Annotated in this window: 12 protein-coding genes and 2 tRNA genes; 9 read left to right on the top strand and 5 right to left on the bottom strand. The window is 36.1% G+C overall.

Translation table 11 applies throughout. The features are described from left to right. The first annotated feature begins 9 nt into the window (after window positions 1-9). The 4 genes from PCNPT3_RS12260 (at window position 10) to PCNPT3_RS12245 (ending at window position 2923) form a co-directional block, all read left to right on the top strand. Window positions 10-86: transfer RNA gene (locus PCNPT3_RS12260), tRNA-Arg, on the top strand. Between the two features lie 75 nt (window positions 87-161). Then, window positions 162-238: transfer RNA gene (locus PCNPT3_RS12255), tRNA-Arg, on the top strand. Window positions 239-612: 374 nt separating this feature from the next. Next, the gene (gene gshA / locus PCNPT3_RS12250) at window positions 613-2193 is read left to right on the top strand and encodes a glutamate--cysteine ligase (protein WP_015466173.1); all 1581 of its coding nucleotides are present in this window, start codon (window positions 613-615) and stop codon (window positions 2191-2193) included. A gap of 115 nt (window positions 2194-2308) precedes the next feature. Next, window positions 2309-2923 (top strand): transglycosylase SLT domain-containing protein, encoded by a 615-nt coding sequence (locus tag PCNPT3_RS12245; protein ID WP_015466172.1) that lies wholly within the window; start codon window positions 2309-2311, stop codon window positions 2921-2923. A 41-nt stretch (window positions 2924-2964) separates the two neighbouring features. Here the strand turns inward: PCNPT3_RS12245 and PCNPT3_RS12240 are convergent, their stop codons facing one another. The 4 genes from PCNPT3_RS12240 to PCNPT3_RS12225 all read right to left on the bottom strand — a co-directional run bounded on the left by PCNPT3_RS12240 (window position 2965) and on the right by PCNPT3_RS12225 (window position 8154). Then, the gene (locus tag PCNPT3_RS12240) at window positions 2965-4242 is read right to left on the bottom strand and encodes an HlyC/CorC family transporter (protein WP_015466171.1); all 1278 of its coding nucleotides are present in this window, start codon (window positions 4240-4242) and stop codon (window positions 2965-2967) included. A gap of 332 nt (window positions 4243-4574) precedes the next feature. Continuing rightward, on the bottom strand, window positions 4575-5510 hold the full coding sequence (locus PCNPT3_RS12235) for a porin (RefSeq protein WP_015466170.1): 936 nt from the start codon (window positions 5508-5510) through the stop codon (window positions 4575-4577). Between the two features lie 528 nt (window positions 5511-6038). Continuing rightward, entirely contained in the window at window positions 6039-7001 is a 963-nt protein-coding gene (locus PCNPT3_RS12230) for a porin (RefSeq protein ID WP_015466169.1), read from the bottom strand. A gap of 361 nt (window positions 7002-7362) precedes the next feature. Next, window positions 7363-8154 carry a cytochrome C assembly family protein gene (locus PCNPT3_RS12225; protein ID WP_015466168.1) on the bottom strand — a complete coding sequence of 264 codons (792 nt, stop codon included), beginning with the start codon at window positions 8152-8154 and terminating at the stop codon, window positions 7363-7365. A 228-nt stretch (window positions 8155-8382) separates the two neighbouring features. Here PCNPT3_RS12225 and ffh point away from each other — a divergent pair, with 228 nt between their 5' ends. Continuing rightward, window positions 8383-9792, top strand: coding sequence for a signal recognition particle protein (gene ffh / locus PCNPT3_RS12220; protein WP_015466167.1), 1410 nt, complete (start codon window positions 8383-8385; stop codon window positions 9790-9792). Window positions 9793-9819: 27 nt separating this feature from the next. Here the strand turns inward: ffh and glpG are convergent, their stop codons facing one another. Beyond that, window positions 9820-10677 (bottom strand): rhomboid family intramembrane serine protease GlpG, encoded by an 858-nt coding sequence (gene glpG, locus PCNPT3_RS12215; protein ID WP_015466166.1) that lies wholly within the window; start codon window positions 10675-10677, stop codon window positions 9820-9822. A gap of 273 nt (window positions 10678-10950) precedes the next feature. Between glpG and wecB the strand changes: the two genes are divergently transcribed. From wecB to PCNPT3_RS12195, 4 genes are all read left to right on the top strand, one after another. Further along, on the top strand, window positions 10951-12069 hold the full coding sequence (gene wecB / locus PCNPT3_RS12210) for a non-hydrolyzing UDP-N-acetylglucosamine 2-epimerase (protein WP_015466165.1): 1119 nt from the start codon (window positions 10951-10953) through the stop codon (window positions 12067-12069). Between the two features lie 10 nt (window positions 12070-12079). Next, a complete protein-coding gene (gene wecC / locus PCNPT3_RS12205) occupies window positions 12080-13357 on the top strand; it encodes a UDP-N-acetyl-D-mannosamine dehydrogenase (RefSeq protein ID WP_015466164.1) in 1278 nt (425 codons plus the stop codon). Between the two features lie 77 nt (window positions 13358-13434). Continuing rightward, window positions 13435-15294 carry an alginate lyase family protein gene (locus PCNPT3_RS12200; RefSeq protein ID WP_198006666.1) on the top strand — a complete coding sequence of 620 codons (1860 nt, stop codon included), beginning with the start codon at window positions 13435-13437 and terminating at the stop codon, window positions 15292-15294. An 84-nt stretch (window positions 15295-15378) separates the two neighbouring features. Beyond that, window positions 15379-16701: an AMP-binding protein gene (locus PCNPT3_RS12195; protein WP_015466162.1), complete on the top strand. Its 1323-nt coding sequence runs from the start codon at window positions 15379-15381 to the stop codon at window positions 16699-16701. Window positions 16702-16710 lie beyond the last annotated feature (9 nt).

Below are 16710 nucleotides of genomic sequence, written 5' to 3'. Positions count from 1 at the left end.
AATATCGCGGCGGGTGTAGCTCAGCTGGATAGAGTACCTGGCTACGAACCAGGCGGTCAGGGGTTCGAATCCCTTCACCCGCACCATTCTTTTAAAGCTTTATTTATACTGCTTTTTGTTCTTTGAGCTTAATAATATGTTCCATCATATTATGCATCTATGCGGGTGTAGCTCAGCTGGATAGAGTACCTGGCTACGAACCAGGCGGTCAGGGGTTCGAATCCCTTCACCCGCACCATTTTATTAGTACATTCCTTTATATATATTAAATCAAAAACAAATCTACTCCCATTTTAAATCTGTTTATATTATGTAAAAACGTTATGTGTTACCGGGTAACTATTTTTACGTTTTATTGTATTAACTTAATGTAGCGACCCATTCCTTATTACCCACTCAACGTATAGTTCCTATTAGAATTGCGACTCTGCAATGTTTTCTGTTTTTTAAAAATAAATAAACACAATCACTAAGCATTTGTTATGAGCGCCGTTAAGCTAACTTGTGGGAATTAATGCTGAAATTCACTGTGTTTTTTTTATTTTGTATTTGTTATCCGCTAATAAATTAGGTAACCTATTTATTCGGATCAGATCTTACTAAGGGTATATCGTGTCTCTTACTTTTAAGCAACGCTTAGCGGTTATAGAACAACAACCACAATCAATAATAGGCTTAGGCCGAGGTATTGAACGCGAAGCATTACGCGTTGATGAAAATGCTCATCTTTCACAAAAATCACATCCCTATGCCTTTGGTAGCGCACTTTGTCATTCATCAATTACGACAGATTATGCAGAAAGTTTATTAGAGTTTATTACCCCTGTTGCAAAAACAGTGCCTCAGTTATTCGATTATCTCAATGATATACATCATTACGTGGCTAAAAATTTAGATGTAAATGAAACACTTTGGCCGATTAGTATGCCTTGTTATGTAAATGACCAAAGCGCCGTTGAGTTAGCACAGTATGGCTCATCTAATGTCGGTCGAATGAAAACAACGTATCGACAAGGCTTAAGCAATCGTTATGGCAGTATGATGCAAATTATTTCAGGCGTGCATTATAACTTCTCATTACCAAACGATTTTTGGCCTGTTTGGGCAGAGATACATGATTCGCCATTAAGCGGAAAAGAGCGCCAATCCGCGGGATATTTAGGCTTAATGCGCAATTATTTCCGTTATGGTTGGGTCATTCCTTTTCTATTTGGTGCTTCGCCTGCTATTTGCCGATCTTTTATTCAAGGTAAAGAAACCCTTTTTGACTTTCAAGAATTTGATGAAGAATGTATTTACTTACCCTATGCAACCTCACTTCGTCTTAGCGACTTAGGCTATACCAGCAGTGAGCAGGCAGCGCTGAATATCGCTTACAATAGTTTACCCGAGTATATAACGTCGGTGCGTGATGCTCTGCAGCATAAATCACCTGAATTTAAAAAGTTAGGCATTAAAAATGCGGGTAACTATGTACAACTCAACGACAATGTTTTACAAATCGAGAATGAACTGTACGCCTCTATTCGTCCTAAACGAGTATTAAACGAAGGTGAAACGCCTTCTCAAGCATTGCATGCTCGCGGCGTTGAATATATTGAAATTCGCTCTCTTGATGTGAACCCTTTTGAAAAAGTGGGGATCAGTGAAGAGCAAGTTTACTTCTTAGATCTTTTCCTCATTTGGTGTGCCATGCGTCCTTCGGATAGCTTAACGAAGGCAGAAGAGCAGCATTATGCGAAAAATTTTGATTGCGTGGTGACGCAAGGGCGTAAACCTGATCTGCAGTTAGAGATTGAAGGCTCAACTAAAACAATCGCTGCGTGGGGAGAAATGCTAAGTGAGGAATTGCAACAATTAGCCGTCGTACTTGATAAAAACAGTCCAGACAATCAGTATAGTGATGCCATAAAGCATATTTCTGTGCGTTTTGACAAGACTGAGCTTACGAGCTCTGCTCGTGTGTTATCGCATCTTACCGGGCAAAATCGCAGTAAGTGCTCACTGGCATTAGAGTTATCTAAAGAGTATAAGAAGCAGCTAATAGCACAAGATTATCGTTGTTATTCGGATGCCTATTTTGAACAACAAAAAACACTCTCATTACAAAAACAAGCGCAAAAAGAACAAGCCGATGTGCTTAACTTTGATGACTATTTAGAGCAATATTTCATTAAAGCTCAAAATAAATAGGCGAACTTAGATAATATAAGAGGCGTAAGTAAAAACTTATGCCTTTGCCTATTCGCTTTACTTTATGTTAACAAATATGCCACTGCGCATGTGCTCAATAAAGGATCATTGCCGTATGCAAGTCCCAAAGTATATTGTTGTTTTTTTGAGTTGTTTGTACTTAAGCGCTTGCGCCACTCCTCCTCCTAAAAATCCTGACAATATTTGTTCTATTTTTTTAGAAAACCGCGATTGGTATGATGCGTCGAAAGAGATGCAGGACACCTGGGGAACGCCTATCCATGTGCCTCTTGCTATGATGTACCAAGAAAGTAGTTTTAAGCATGATGCCCAGCCTCCGATGCAATACTTCTGGTTTATTCCTATTGGCCGCGCTAGCGATGCTTATGGCTACGCACAAGCCAAAACAATGACTTGGAGTGATTATAAGCGAGAAACGGGTAACAGTTGGGCGGATCGAGATGATTTTGATGATGCGATAGATTTTATGGGCTGGTTTACGGCAAAAACGCATAAAATTAATGGGGTATCTAAATGGAATGCGTATGGCCAGTACTTAAATTATCATGAAGGATGGGGTGGTTATCGTAATAAAAGTTATAAGAAAAAGCCCTGGTTAATGAAAGTGTCTTGGAAAGTAAATAGTCGTGCTAAAAAATATGCCTCACAATTAAAAGGCTGCCGAGAAAACTTAGATTCAAGTTGGTTGTGGCGCTTGTTCTTCGATTAAAGTAATGCGTCGTGAGATCTGCTCACGACGCTCAACGTTATTTAACGCCTTTCTTCTTGGTACAATGCTGGCATGACTTTGACTAACTTGACGGTGTTATTTTCAACTTCTAAAATTTCCATCGGATAGCCACAAATACGTGCACTAATATTACTGTTTGGGATCTCTTCAAGGTGCTCTAAAATCAAACCATTTAGCGTTCGCGGGCCATCGGTTGGGAGTTTCCATCCCATCTCTTTATTAATATCACGAAGACCTAAACTGCCTTCCATAATGTAAGAGTCATCTTGTTGTTTTTGAATTTCTTCTGAGCTACTTGGCTCGCGAGTCGTTGTAAAATCGCCAACAATCTCTTCCAAAATATCCGCTAAAGTCACTAATCCTTGAATATCACCATACTCATCAATCACTAAGCCAATGCGCTCTTTATTATGTTGAAACTTACTCAGCTGAGTATTTAAAGGCGTACCTTCAGGAATAAAATACAGCTCTCTGACGCTACGCAATAAGGTCGTTTTCGTGAAGTCTTCTTTTAATAATATATTTAAACAATCACGCGCATGCACAAAACCTATCGCATCATCAATGGTGTCGCGATATAACAGCGTCATGGTGTGATTGCGATGTTGTAACTGTTTTAAGATGCTTTCCCAGTCAAGGTTAATGTCTATCCCATCAATTTCATTACGCGGGATCATGATCTCATCAATAGTGACTTTCTCAAGTTCAAGAATACTGAGCAACATCTGTTGGTGATGCGCGGGAATAAGAGAGCCTGCTTCATGAACAACAGAGCGTAACTCTTCACTCGAGAGTGCATTATTATTCTTATGGATGACTTTTATGCCGACGATGCGCAATAAACCATTAGAGATACCATTGATCATCCAAACGATGGGCGTTAATATCTTTTGTAAAAAAATAAGAATATAAGAGCTGGGAAATGCAATTTTCTCAGGGTAAAGCACCGCTAAGGTTTTTGGCGTGACCTCTGCAAAGATCAGGATAATTAAGGTTAATGCGCCGGTCGCAATAGCAATACCTGCATCACCAAACACGCGTTGACCGATGATGGTCGCGATGGCGGAAGCTAAAATATTAACTAAATTATTACCAATGAGAATAAGACCAATTAATTTATCGGGCTTAGTCAGTAATTTTTCAACGCGTATCGCTGCCTTATTTTTAGCTTGCGCCATGTGTCGTAAGCGATAACGATTAAGTGACATCATGCTTGTTTCAGAGCTTGAGAAATAAGCAGAAAGTAGGATCAAAACAACTAAAGTGATCAGCAGTGCAGTGGTCGAGATTTCGTTCAAAACGGGCCCTTTTTATTAAATAAAGTTAAGTATAGATGAATCTTTGATAGTAACGAACAATGCGTAATAAAACAAAATAATATTGGTTTATTTTTAAGTGCAATGGAAAATTATGCGCGATATCTGCTTAATGTTGGTTTGTTAAATTGTGTCAGTATTAATATAAAAAACGAAGAAGTGTGACCGGGACTTACAGAGCTAATTAATGAGGCCTATTTGAGGGAAATAATTTAGGGTGCTACGTCTTAACGTTGAATGAATACGTTATTCATTCAAAAAAAATCCCGAAGTATAAACTTCGGGATCATAATAAACACTAATAAATAAGGCTATTAGAAGTTTATTTTAACACCAGTAATGTAACCTAATTCAGTATTATCTGCATCAGATTTACCAAGTTCAGCATATACATGAACACTAGATGTAAATGAGTAACCTACATTAGCATAGTAATTTTTTGAATCAGTATCTGCTACGTTATTTTTAACAATACCAAGACCTAGACCGAAGTTCCAAGCGTCCATGTAGTAGTTACCAGATACGCCGTAAGCATCGTTATCTTTAGTATCTACATTTGAAGCATTATCTTTAGTTGCAGTGTTTGCATAGAAAGCACCAAGATCGAATGCATCAAAAGTATATACACCTTGTAGGATGTAAGCTGTTACTTCGTCTTTAGCTGCAGTTTTACCAGTAGAGTAGAAAACAGTAGCATCAAGACCGCCAACACGGATACCTACATTAGCATCAACAGTGTGTGAGCTATCTTTAAGTTTATCAGCACTTAGTACATAAGCTACGCCAGCGTATACATTGTCCCACTCGCCTTTATATTTGATAACTTGAGTACTTGCATCTGTAACATCGCCGACATAAGTGTCAAAGCCGAATTCATAATCACCACTGATACCAGCATCATCAAAAATAGTTGCTTGGTTACCAATTGTTAACGTACCGTATGAATCATGACTAACGCCAACAAATGTATCGCCTAATTCTGCAGTGCCATCTTCAGCTGAAATTTCCATTGTGCCGCCAACAGTGTAACCGTTGCCTACATCATAAGTTAAACCAAAACCGAAATCTGCGTCATCAATAAGAATAACACCGTCTTTATCACTGTCTTTAGCAGTATCGTTTAAATATTGTACTTCTACATCGCCGTAAAGATCAATTGTTACGCCGTCTGCTTCATAAACTGTTGCAGCCTGTGCTGCTGTAGCCGCGAATAAACCTGTGATAGCAATTGCTAGTATCGTTTTTTTCATTTCCATAGCCTTTTAAAGTATTAATTATTAATAATTAATTAAATGATCCATATACCCTGCGTAAGCAGTTATTTTTCTTACAGACAGACACTAGCAATGCCAAAAAATAAATGCAATAAAAATTGAACTTTTTAAAAGAGAGTGAAATGTAGCTAAAACGGCTTAAAATTGGTTTTTTGGTGATGTTTTAATTACTTTATATGTTGCCAAATGATAATCAATAGCGTTAGTGTGACGAGCGTCACATTTATTGTTGGTTTTGTCGGCGGCGAAAGTTGTTTCCCTTTCTTTTGATTGATTGTTATTTGATTTAAATTTATTTCCCATAGCATGGTATTTGTGAACTATGTCTGATCTTAAGCTTACTATTAATAAGGGAATAGTTATGGTCGTTTATTTATTAAAGAGAAGAAGTGCTATTAGAAAGGGGGGGAGTTGGTTGTTTTGAGCGTATGACATAAAAAATCGAAGCACGTAGGCTTCGATTTTGATATTCGGTGTCTTTAAAAAGTATTAATGTACTACTCTTTAAAAAACGACTTCCATACCGACAACGTAACCTACTTCACTGTCATCTTCATCGCTGTAACCGACTTCAACATAACTTTGAATGTTTGATGTGAATGCATACGCAACATTTGCGTAGTAATCATTACGATCATTATTAGAGGTTAGGTTATCTTTTTCTGCACCCCAACCAAGACCAAAGTTCCATGCGTCCATGTAATAGTTACCAGATACACCGTAGTGATTTAAATCGCTAAGATCTGAGCCATTTGAATTTTCAATTGTTTCATTTGAGTAAAAAGCGCCAACTTTAAATGCATCTGCATTGTACATTGCTTGTAAAATATAAGCGTTGTTATCTTGTTTTAGATTATTTGTGCCTGTTGAGTAATAAACAGCAGCATCAATGCCAGCAAAACGCACACCAAAGTTAGCATCTACTTGATTTTTATCGTCTTCACCCGTTGTTCCGTCACCATTGCTTGTTGCATCGCCATTAAGCATATAAGCAACACCAGCATAAAATGTATCCCAGTCGCCTTTGTATTTAATAACTTGCTCGCCAGAATCGGTCGTATTCGCGTAAGTATCAAAGCCAAATTTAAAATCTTCACCGATGCCTGCATCATCAAAGATCAAAGGTTGTTTACCAACAGTAACTGTACCAAAATCACCAGCAACACTAAGGAATGTATCACTTAATGCGATATTGTCGTCTTCACCTGAAATTTCCATGGTTGCGCCAAGTTCAATGCCATTACCGATTTCGTAACCTAAAGCAAAAGAAAAGTCAGCGTCATCAAGTTCAATGTAGTTTGAATCTACTTTGTTATCATTAAACTTACGAACGTCAGATCCATAATTAATTTTAACATCACCATTAAGTTTAAGTGTTACGCCATCAGCATCATATACTGTGGCAGCTTGTGCTGCTGTTGCTGCAAATAATCCGGTGATAGCCATTGCTAGTATTGTTTTTTTCATTTTCCTGCGCCTTTTAAATAGTTGTATTTATCTATCAAAAATTTTATTTTTTTAAGTTAAGCTGTATTTCATAGGAGACATTATCAACGTAAAAAATAAATGCAATTAAAATTGAACTTTTTTGCAAAGGCGAAAATCGCTATAAAAGGGGTGTTTTTGATTGTGATTGAGGTTTGATTGGCTTGGCTTTGGCTTTAAGTGCATGGTGTGGGGTTTTTAAAGGTTTGTATTTGATGTTTTTGGGTTGTTTTTGGTTGTGTCCCCTAAATTGAGCACATAAATAAATATTTATTTATGTGATCTGTTTCCATTTCTGTCTTCAACAAAAGACACAAGCGAAGGTTTTTAAGGGGATTTTATTTTACGATAAGATGATCTCTCGTACAAAGCGACTGCCGAAATAAGCAAGGGTTAATAATGAGGAAGCAGCTATGGTGATATAAATCGTCATGCGCCCTCGCCAACCGCGCTTAAAGTGACCCCATAATAATACGGCGTAAATTACCCAAGCAAATAAAGTCAGTACGGCTTTATGTGCGTTTTCTTTATAAAACATATGCTCTAAAAAGAAAAAACCGGTTAATAACGTACAACTTAGTAAAATAAAGCCGATCAATATAAATTGAAATAAACTTTTCTCTAGTGTCATTAAAGGTGGCAGACTTAGTTTTCTTTTAATAAGTTGCGGTCGTTTTAAATAGTGGTTTAAATAAGCAAGTTGTAAGGCAAATAAGCTGGCAATGGTTAAAACAGAATAGGCGAGTAAAGCAAAAAGAATATGTGTGCCGATAAGCGGGTTGCGCTCTAAATGGGTAATGTAATGGCTCGGAAGATAAGTAATAATAATAAACGTTAAAATGCAAAAAGCATAAACCACAGGTAATAAAACACCGGTATTAAAGCGTTTATGGGCAAGCGTTGACAGTACTGCAATAATAAAAGTGATCATGGAGAGCACATTTAACATCGGTAAGTTTTGTCCACTGACTAAAAAAATGTGTTGATAGAGCCAAGAAAAATGAGCAAAAAAAGCAATACTAATACAGGCAGTAAAATGCACGCGATAGGCAAGCGCATTTGAAAAAAGGCGTTTGCTTACTATAAAGCTTGCCATAAAGTAAAAAACACTACTGACTAGTGCATAATAATCCATATACCATTCCACTTATATTACGGTTGATTTGCTGATCATATTCAAAATTTGGCGAATGACAAGTGAATACTTAATACCTTTAGTATAAAGAGTGTTAAAACGAAGTATAGTTCCATTAATACCTAATATTATGTGCCTCGATAAAATGATGCGGTGCTGATTTTTACATCTACAAGGCTTACAGGTATAATCCTTCATTATTCTTTTAATTTAGCAGTGAGATCTCTGATGTTTGAAAATTTAACTGAGCGACTATCGAAAACCCTGAAAAGTATCAGTGGCAAAGGACGTTTAACGGAAGACAATATAAAGTCGACCTTACGTGAAGTGCGCATGGCATTACTTGAAGCTGATGTAGCTTTACCTGTTGTCAAAGATTTCATGAAAGCTGTCAAAAAACGTGCATTAGGGCGTGAAGTTCAAAAAACATTAAATCCAGGGCAAGCCTTTTTAAAAATAGTGCAAACAGAACTTGAACTTGCAATGGGTGAGTCGAATGAATCACTTAATTTAGCGATGCAGCCTCCGGCCGTTTTATTAATGGCAGGCTTGCAAGGTGCGGGTAAAACAACCTCTGTTGCTAAACTAGCTCTCTTATTAAAGAATAAAGAGAAAAAATCAGTCTTAGTGGTCAGTGCCGATGTCTATCGCCCTGCCGCTATTAAACAACTGCAAACATTGGCGAGCGAAGTCGATGTTGAATTCTTTCCCAGTGATATTAGCCAAAAACCTATTGATATTGCTAATGCTGCTATCGCGCATGCCAAAAAGAAATTTATTGATGTTGTGATCGTCGATACCGCGGGTCGTTTGCATGTCGATACGGACATGATGAAAGAGATCCAAGACTTGCATGCTGCAATATCGCCGATTGAGACATTGTTTGTTGTTGATGCAATGACAGGTCAAGATGCGGCTAATACAGCAAAAGCGTTCAATGAGATGTTACCTCTAACCGGTATCATATTAACCAAAGCCGATGGTGATGCTAGGGGTGGTGCTGCACTTTCTATCCGCCACATTACTGGTAAGCCGATTAAATTTATTGGTATGGGTGAAAAAGTAGATGCCCTAGAAGCTTTCCATCCGGATCGTATTGCTTCACGTATTTTGGGAATGGGTGATGTTCTTACTTTAATCGAAGATCTAGAGCTAAAAGTAGATAAGAAAAAAGCAGAAAAATTAGCTAAAAAGCTTAAAAAAGGTAAGAGCTTCGATCTTGAAGATTTTAGAGACCAACTTGTGCAGATGAAAAGTATGGGTGGTATGGCGGGTATGATGGATAAATTGCCGGGCATGGGACAACTTCCTGACGCAATGAAAAGCCAAGTTAATGATAAAGCGACGGATCAAATGGAAGTTATTATTAATTCTATGACCAAAAAAGAGCGTGCGAAACCAGAAATCATTAAAGGTGGACGTAAGCGTCGTATCGCTGCAGGCTCAGGCACCCAAATACAAGATGTGAATAAATTATTAAAGCAGTTTACGCAAATGCAAAAAATGATGAAGAAGATGTCTGGTAAAGGCGGGATGCGTAAAATGATGTCGAGCATGCAAGGAATGTTACCACCTGGCATGGGCGGTATGGGAGGCATGGGTACACCTCCTGGCCTTGGCGCTTTTAGAAAAAAATAAACGTTAGAGTTAAATGAAGAAAGTAAGTTATTGCTTACTTTCTTTTTTTTTGTGAAATAAATAATGGCAGAGTATTGCCATTATTAGCCCCGCTAATAAGCCCACAAGATGCGCATAGTTGGCAACATTTACCGGTAGAATATCAACAAACCCTAACGCCAACCAAAACAGTAAAAACAGAAAATAAGATTGTGGTAAATTGACTAAACTACTTTTATCTAATCGTCCACTAAGCCAGCAATAACCCACCAAAGTATAAACCACACCACTTAAGCCTCCAAAGTAAGGGCTCACTAAAAAATACTGCGCTAAATTTGACGCTATGGCTGAAAAAACAAAAAGAATGAGTAAACGTGCGGAGCCTTGCTGCTTTTCGATAACACCTGCGAGTTGCCACCACCACAATAAATTGAACACAATATGTAATAAGCTAAAGTGCAAGAAAGCTGGACTAATAAAACGCCAACTTTGTGAAAGATCAAAAGGTTGATTTACAAAGAAGGCCAGTGCTCTAAAGGTCGACTCAGAAAAGCCAATATTCATTAAGATAAAAACGAAGACGCAAAGTCCCAGCACGCTGTGCGTTAATATCCCTGCATGTGCAATAAAGTTATTAAGTAAGTTCTCGTGGGTATCGTAGGCACTATTACGGACTTGTTTAGTGCTACCTGTACTCCAACTCGCTGATAGGTACTTATCAGCGTTGGGGTTTTCAAGAAATGCATCTAGCTCATGTTGAGCTTGCTCTTGTTGATCACTTTTTAAAAGAATAAGCACATAATTAAACTCATCGCTTTCAATTTTATTATCAATATCGAGCGTATTTAAGTGGTCAGAAAAAGCCTGTGCAATGCGTAAATTTTGAAAGTAATACAAACGAAACATAGGAGTATGCCTTTATTGGGGACTATATGTAAAAATATTGTTATCAAAGTACAATATGAAATTTAGCTAAATATAGCCTTAAAGAGCATAATGACATTTTAAAGCAGAAACAAGTGCTTACCACAATTAAAACATAAAGAAAATAGTTAATAAAAAAAATACTTTGCTGGCAATAAGTTATCGAGTAGGAGAGTGGAAGCTTGACAAAAAAATGCTATAATAGCGTGCTGGTTTTTTTGTTCATATAAGAGTTACTTTTAAAAAGAGAATAAGATGAAAGTATTGACTGTCTTTGGTACTCGTCCAGAAGCTATAAAAATGGCGCCGTTAGTGGCTGCATTAGCGGAAGACCCTCGTTTTGAGGCTAAAGTTTGTGTTACAGCGCAGCATCGTGAAATGCTAGATCAGGTATTAGAACTTTTTGACATTAGTCCCGATTATGATTTAAATCTGATGAAAAAAGGTCAGACATTAAATGATATTACAGCGAGAATTTTACAAGAAATAAAGCCTGTACTTGAGGATTTTAAGCCTGATGTTGTACTTGTACATGGCGATACGGCTACGACATTTGCTACAAGTTTGGCAGCTTATTATGAACAAATACCGGTTGGTCACGTGGAAGCCGGTCTTCGCACTGGTAACCTTTATTCTCCTTGGCCGGAAGAAGGTAATCGTAGATTGACAGCCTCATTGGCAAAGTATCATTTTGCACCTACAGAGGTATCAAAAGAAAACTTACTTAAAGAAAATCATTCAAAAAATAATATAAATGTAACCGGGAATACGGTTATAGATGCGTTATTAATGATTAAAAATAAAATTGACACTGATCCCGCATTAAATCTTAAATTATCAGAAAAATTCTCTTTTTTAGATAAAGCAAAAAAATTAATTTTAGTGACAGGCCATAGACGAGAAAGTTTTGGTGGTGGCTTTGAACGTATATGTGAGGCGCTAGCTAAGACCGCGAAAACACATCCAGATATTCAAATATTATATCCAATGCATTTAAACCCGAATGTACGCGAGCCGGTTAATCGTATTTTGAATAATATAGATAATATATTCTTAATAGAGCCTCAGCAATATTTGTCTTTTATTTATCTAATGGATCGTTCTCATATTATATTAACAGATTCGGGAGGCATTCAAGAAGAAGCCCCTTCATTAGGAAAACCTGTTCTAGTTATGAGAGATACAACAGAGCGCCCCGAAGCAGTGAAAGCTGGGACTGTAAAACTAGTCGGTACAGATGTAGATACTATTGTATCTAGCTTAAATGAATTATTAGTAAATGAAAAAATTTACAAAAAAATGAGTTATGCACATAACCCTTATGGCGATGGTAATGCATGTGAACGTATTCTTAATATTTTAGATAAAAAGTAAAGGTTAAATTATGTCTTTTAAAACTATTTCTGTTATTGGTCTTGGCTACATAGGCTTGCCAACTGCTGCTATGTTTGCATCGTATAAAGTTAAGGTTATTGGTGTAGATGTGAGCGCCCATGTTGTCGAGACGATTAATAAAGGAAAAGTACACATAGTTGAACCTGATTTAGATCTTCTCGTTCAAGAGGCGGTTGCAAAAGGGTATTTAAAAGCAGTCACAAAGCCAGAGATTGCCGATGCTTTTTTAATAGCGGTACCTACACCATTTAAAGCTTGTAAAAAAGGTGATATACCAGAGCCTGATCTTCGTTATATTGAATCTGCCACTAAAGCAATTGCTTCAGTACTTAAAAAGGGTGATTTAGTGATTTTAGAATCAACTTCACCCGTTGGCGCTACAGAACAGATGTCGGCTTGGTTGGCTGAAGCTCGTCCTGATTTGAGTTTTCCTCAAACAGCAGGCGAAAATGCAGATGTAAATATAGCTCATTGTCCTGAGCGTGTATTACCAGGGCAGGTTGTTCGAGAGTTAGTTGAAAATGATCGCGTTATTGGCGGGCTATCAAAACGCTGTTCCGAGCGTAGTGTTGAACTTTATAAAACATTTGTAAAAGGTGATTGCGTTATTACGAATGCGCGTACCGCCGAAATGGCAAAATTGACTGAAAATAGTTGCCGTGATGTGCAAATTGCATTCGCAAATGAATTATCTGTTATCTGTGACAAATTAGACATCGATGTATGGGAGTTGATAGCATTGGCTAATCGCCACCCTAGAATTAATATTCTTCAGCCAGGTCCGGGTGTTGGGGGGCATTGCATTGCAGTTGATCCTTGGTTTATTATTTCAAAAACGCCACAAGAAGCTCAATTGATACATACTGCACGTAAAGTGAATGATGCAAAGCCTGAGTGGGTCATTAATAAAGTTAAATTAGCGATAGCAGACTTTTTGCAAGCGAATCCAGATAAAACAACAAAAGATGTACGAATTACTTGTTTTGGTTTGGCATTTAAACCCAACATAGACGATCTTCGTGAAAGCCCTTCATTAGCTATTGCCCAAAAAATTGCAAAAATGCATGCCTCAGTTGTTAATTTTGTTGAGCCTAATATTCATGAGCTTTCGGAGGAAATGAGTAAAAATTCTAAGCTGATTAGTTTTATAGGATCAGAAGATAAAACAGATATTGCCGTTCTGTTGGTTGATCATAAGGAATTCATTAAAGCTGATAAAGCAGTTAACTTTGCATTCATCGTTGATACAAAGGGTATTTGGAAATAATGAGGATTAAGGAGATCTTTAAAGAGTATTCGTTATTAACCATTCTTTTTAAAGTGTTTAACAGGTTTAAGCAAAAAATGCAGATGTATATCTTAAAGTACTTTTTATTAAAATATGGCTTTAAAATTTCATTGAAGAATTTTTCTCCTTTATTAACATTTTTTTATGGTTCAGAATCAAAAGAAAAAGTAAAAAACTTTTATGATGAAAACCCTCAAATTCAAAAAGAAGTAATAAAAAGTGCAGATGCTGTTTTAATGCATCAGTTTTATTTGCTTGGGTCTAATTTAGTAACACTAAGTAAAAAGATACCATGGAACAAAGATTTTAAAAGTAACTTTGTTTGGGAAAATATCTTTTATAAAGATATTGTACTTGTGGATTTAAATAATTCTGCAGATGTAAAGATCCCATGGGAAGTATCTCGATTTCAGCATTTTTTTTGTTTAGGAAAAGCATATTGGATAACCGGAGATGCTAAATACTTCACAGAAATGAAATTTCAAACTTCTGACTGGATCGATTCAAATCCCTATTGCTTCAGCGTTAATTGGACTTGTGCTATGGATGTTGGGATTCGAGCTGTGAATTGGATCCATGCTTATTTCCATTTTGAAGAACCGATTAATCAAGACAAAAAATTTAAAGATAAATTCAATCAAAGCTTATACCAACACGGACAATTTATTTTTAGAAATCTAGAAAATGGAGAGAAGTTAAAGAATAATCACTACCTTTCAAATTTAGTTGGACTTATTTATCTAGGATTATATTTTTGTGCTTTTAAAGAAAATAAAGAGCATGAAAAATGGCTCTGTTTTAGCATGAAAGAGCTAGAAAAAGAGATGTTTATTCAAAACCATATAGATGGAAGTAATTATGAAACATCTACATCTTATCATCGATTAGTAACTGAACTTTTTTTCTTTGCAATGTTATTAACTGAAAAAAACAAAATCAATTTTACTGAAAGCTTTAGAATGCGATTAGAGTTAATGCATGAGTTCCTTATGAATATAACCAAAACCAATGGAACATCTCCCCTTATTGGTGATGTCGATGATGGTCGCTTATTGATCATATCTGATTATTATGGCTGGAAAAAAAATGCACTTAACAACACGCTTGGCCTTGCTGGTCTATATTTTAAGCGAAAAGATTTTAGTCAGTATGGCTCCGCCTATAAAGAAGAGTGCCTTTGGATCTCTGGATTGGTTAATTACGACCAAGACAGAACACTAACAAATGGGAAATCAATTTCTTATCCGGATGGAGGGCTTTATTTTTTAAAAAATAAAGCGATATATTGCGCAATAAGATGTGGCGCTTTATCATTAAGGGGCAAAGGGGGGCATAGCCACAATGATCAATTGGCGATTGAATTAAATATTTTAGGGGAAGATTTTTTTATTGATCCGGGTGTCGATGTTTATACTGCAGATTATAAATCGAGAAATAAATTTAGAAGCACTAAAATGCACAATACGGTAAGTATTGATGGTGATGAGCAAAATGATTTTGATGAAAAATCTCTTTTTCAAATGAAAGAACAAAGCTTTGCTAAATGTTTAAAGTTCAATGAAACAGAGTTTGAAGGTGAACATTATGGATTTTACAAGAAAAATGGGGTTATCCATAATCGGAAAATAAATATAAAGGAAGGTGTTTTTGTTCTTCAGGATGAAATTAAAGGAGGAGTAGGAATTATAAACTTCGTATTATGCCCCGATGTTGAGTTGTATTTTATATCTGAACGCATCGTTTTTCTTAGGAAAAATTTTGTGGAACTTCAAGTTCACTTGTTAAACGGCAGTTATATAGTGATAAAAGAAGATCTTATTTCTCTGAGCTATGGAAGGCCTTTAAAGACTAAAAAAATAGAAATCAATATCAAGAATAGGAACAAGATTAGCTTTTCTTTTCAATACCTAAGCTAAAAATCATAAAATAAATCACATAGAATAATGAGGTTTAGAGGTATTGAAAATCACTTTAATTAAAGTTTCTAAAATCGAGAACCAATGAAAAAGCTAATAAAAAAAATACTCAGCCACCTCCCAAGAGATCTTTCTCGTTTCATTATATACGGTAAGGAATACTTTAAGGTAAAAAGAGAGTTAACTGAAAATGCTGAGTTTAATGAACTGGATGCAATGAAAAATCTTTTAATTCATGCTTATGAAACAACGATCTATTATAAAAACAGTTTTGATGCAGCTTGTTTCGATCCTTATAAATTTTCAAATGTAGAGGAAATAAAGGAGATTTCATTAATTGATAAGACAAGTGTTATGAGTAACCTTGAACAATTTAAGTCAACAAAGTTTCAAAAGAAAGACTTTCGGATTGTAACAACAGGCGGTACAAGTGGTGTACAAATGAGATTTTATCATCATAAAAAAAGTGCAGCGAGAGAACTAGCTTTTATTGATTATATTTGGAGTTCTGTTGGTTACAATTACAAAAAGTCATGGAAGGCTATTTTTAGAAATCAGGTTCTCGGCGATGAACTTTATTATGTCGATCGGTTTAATAAAAACATTGTTTTCAATACGTACTTAATGACTAATAGCAATATAAAAAAAATGATAGATGTAATGAATAAGTACAAACCCGAGTTTATTCACGGGTACCCATCAGCTCTTTTGATTTTATCTGAATCTATGCTTACATATGGTTTCAAGCTTAATTATAAGTTAAAGTCTCTTTTATTAAGCTCTGAAAATCTATATAAAGGACAACGGGGTTTTATTGAAAAAGTATTAAAATGCAAAATTTTTACTTTTTATGGGCACTCAGAGCTATGTGGAATGGCCATAAATAAAAATAATGATCACCATTACCACATTTTAAAAAAATATGGCTACATAGAGCTCATAGATGACAATAATGAGGTAATCAAAGAAAATGGGAAAATGGGAGAAATTGTAGTGACAGGATATGGTAGTGTCATTATGCCATTTATTCGTTACAAAACTGCAGATTATTCCTCTTATTTAGACTATGAAAATGGGGTTTTAGAAGATATAAAAGGACGATGGACACAAGAGATGTTGTTCACAAGTAGGGGCAATAAAATTTCAATAACAGCCTTAAATATGCATTCTGATATTTTTAAAAATGTTTGTAATTATCAGTTTATCCAGAATGAAATTGGTGTCGTTACCTTAAAGCTAGTCAAAGGTGACGATTTTAATGACAAAGATTTTCATCTAATAAAAACGAGTTTATCTGAAAAATTAGGTCGGCATTTAAATCTTGAAATAGAGTATTGCTTTATTATAGAAAGGACAATGGCTGGAAAACAACGGTTTTTAGTCCAAAATGTTAAAAATCAGAAATAAGGGATGTAA

Source organism: Psychromonas sp. CNPT3, assembly GCF_000153405.2.
Lineage (GTDB): Bacteria > Pseudomonadota > Gammaproteobacteria > Enterobacterales > Psychromonadaceae > Psychromonas.
Note: the sequence above shows the minus strand (reverse complement) of the source record. Positions and strands in the feature narration are given on the sequence as shown.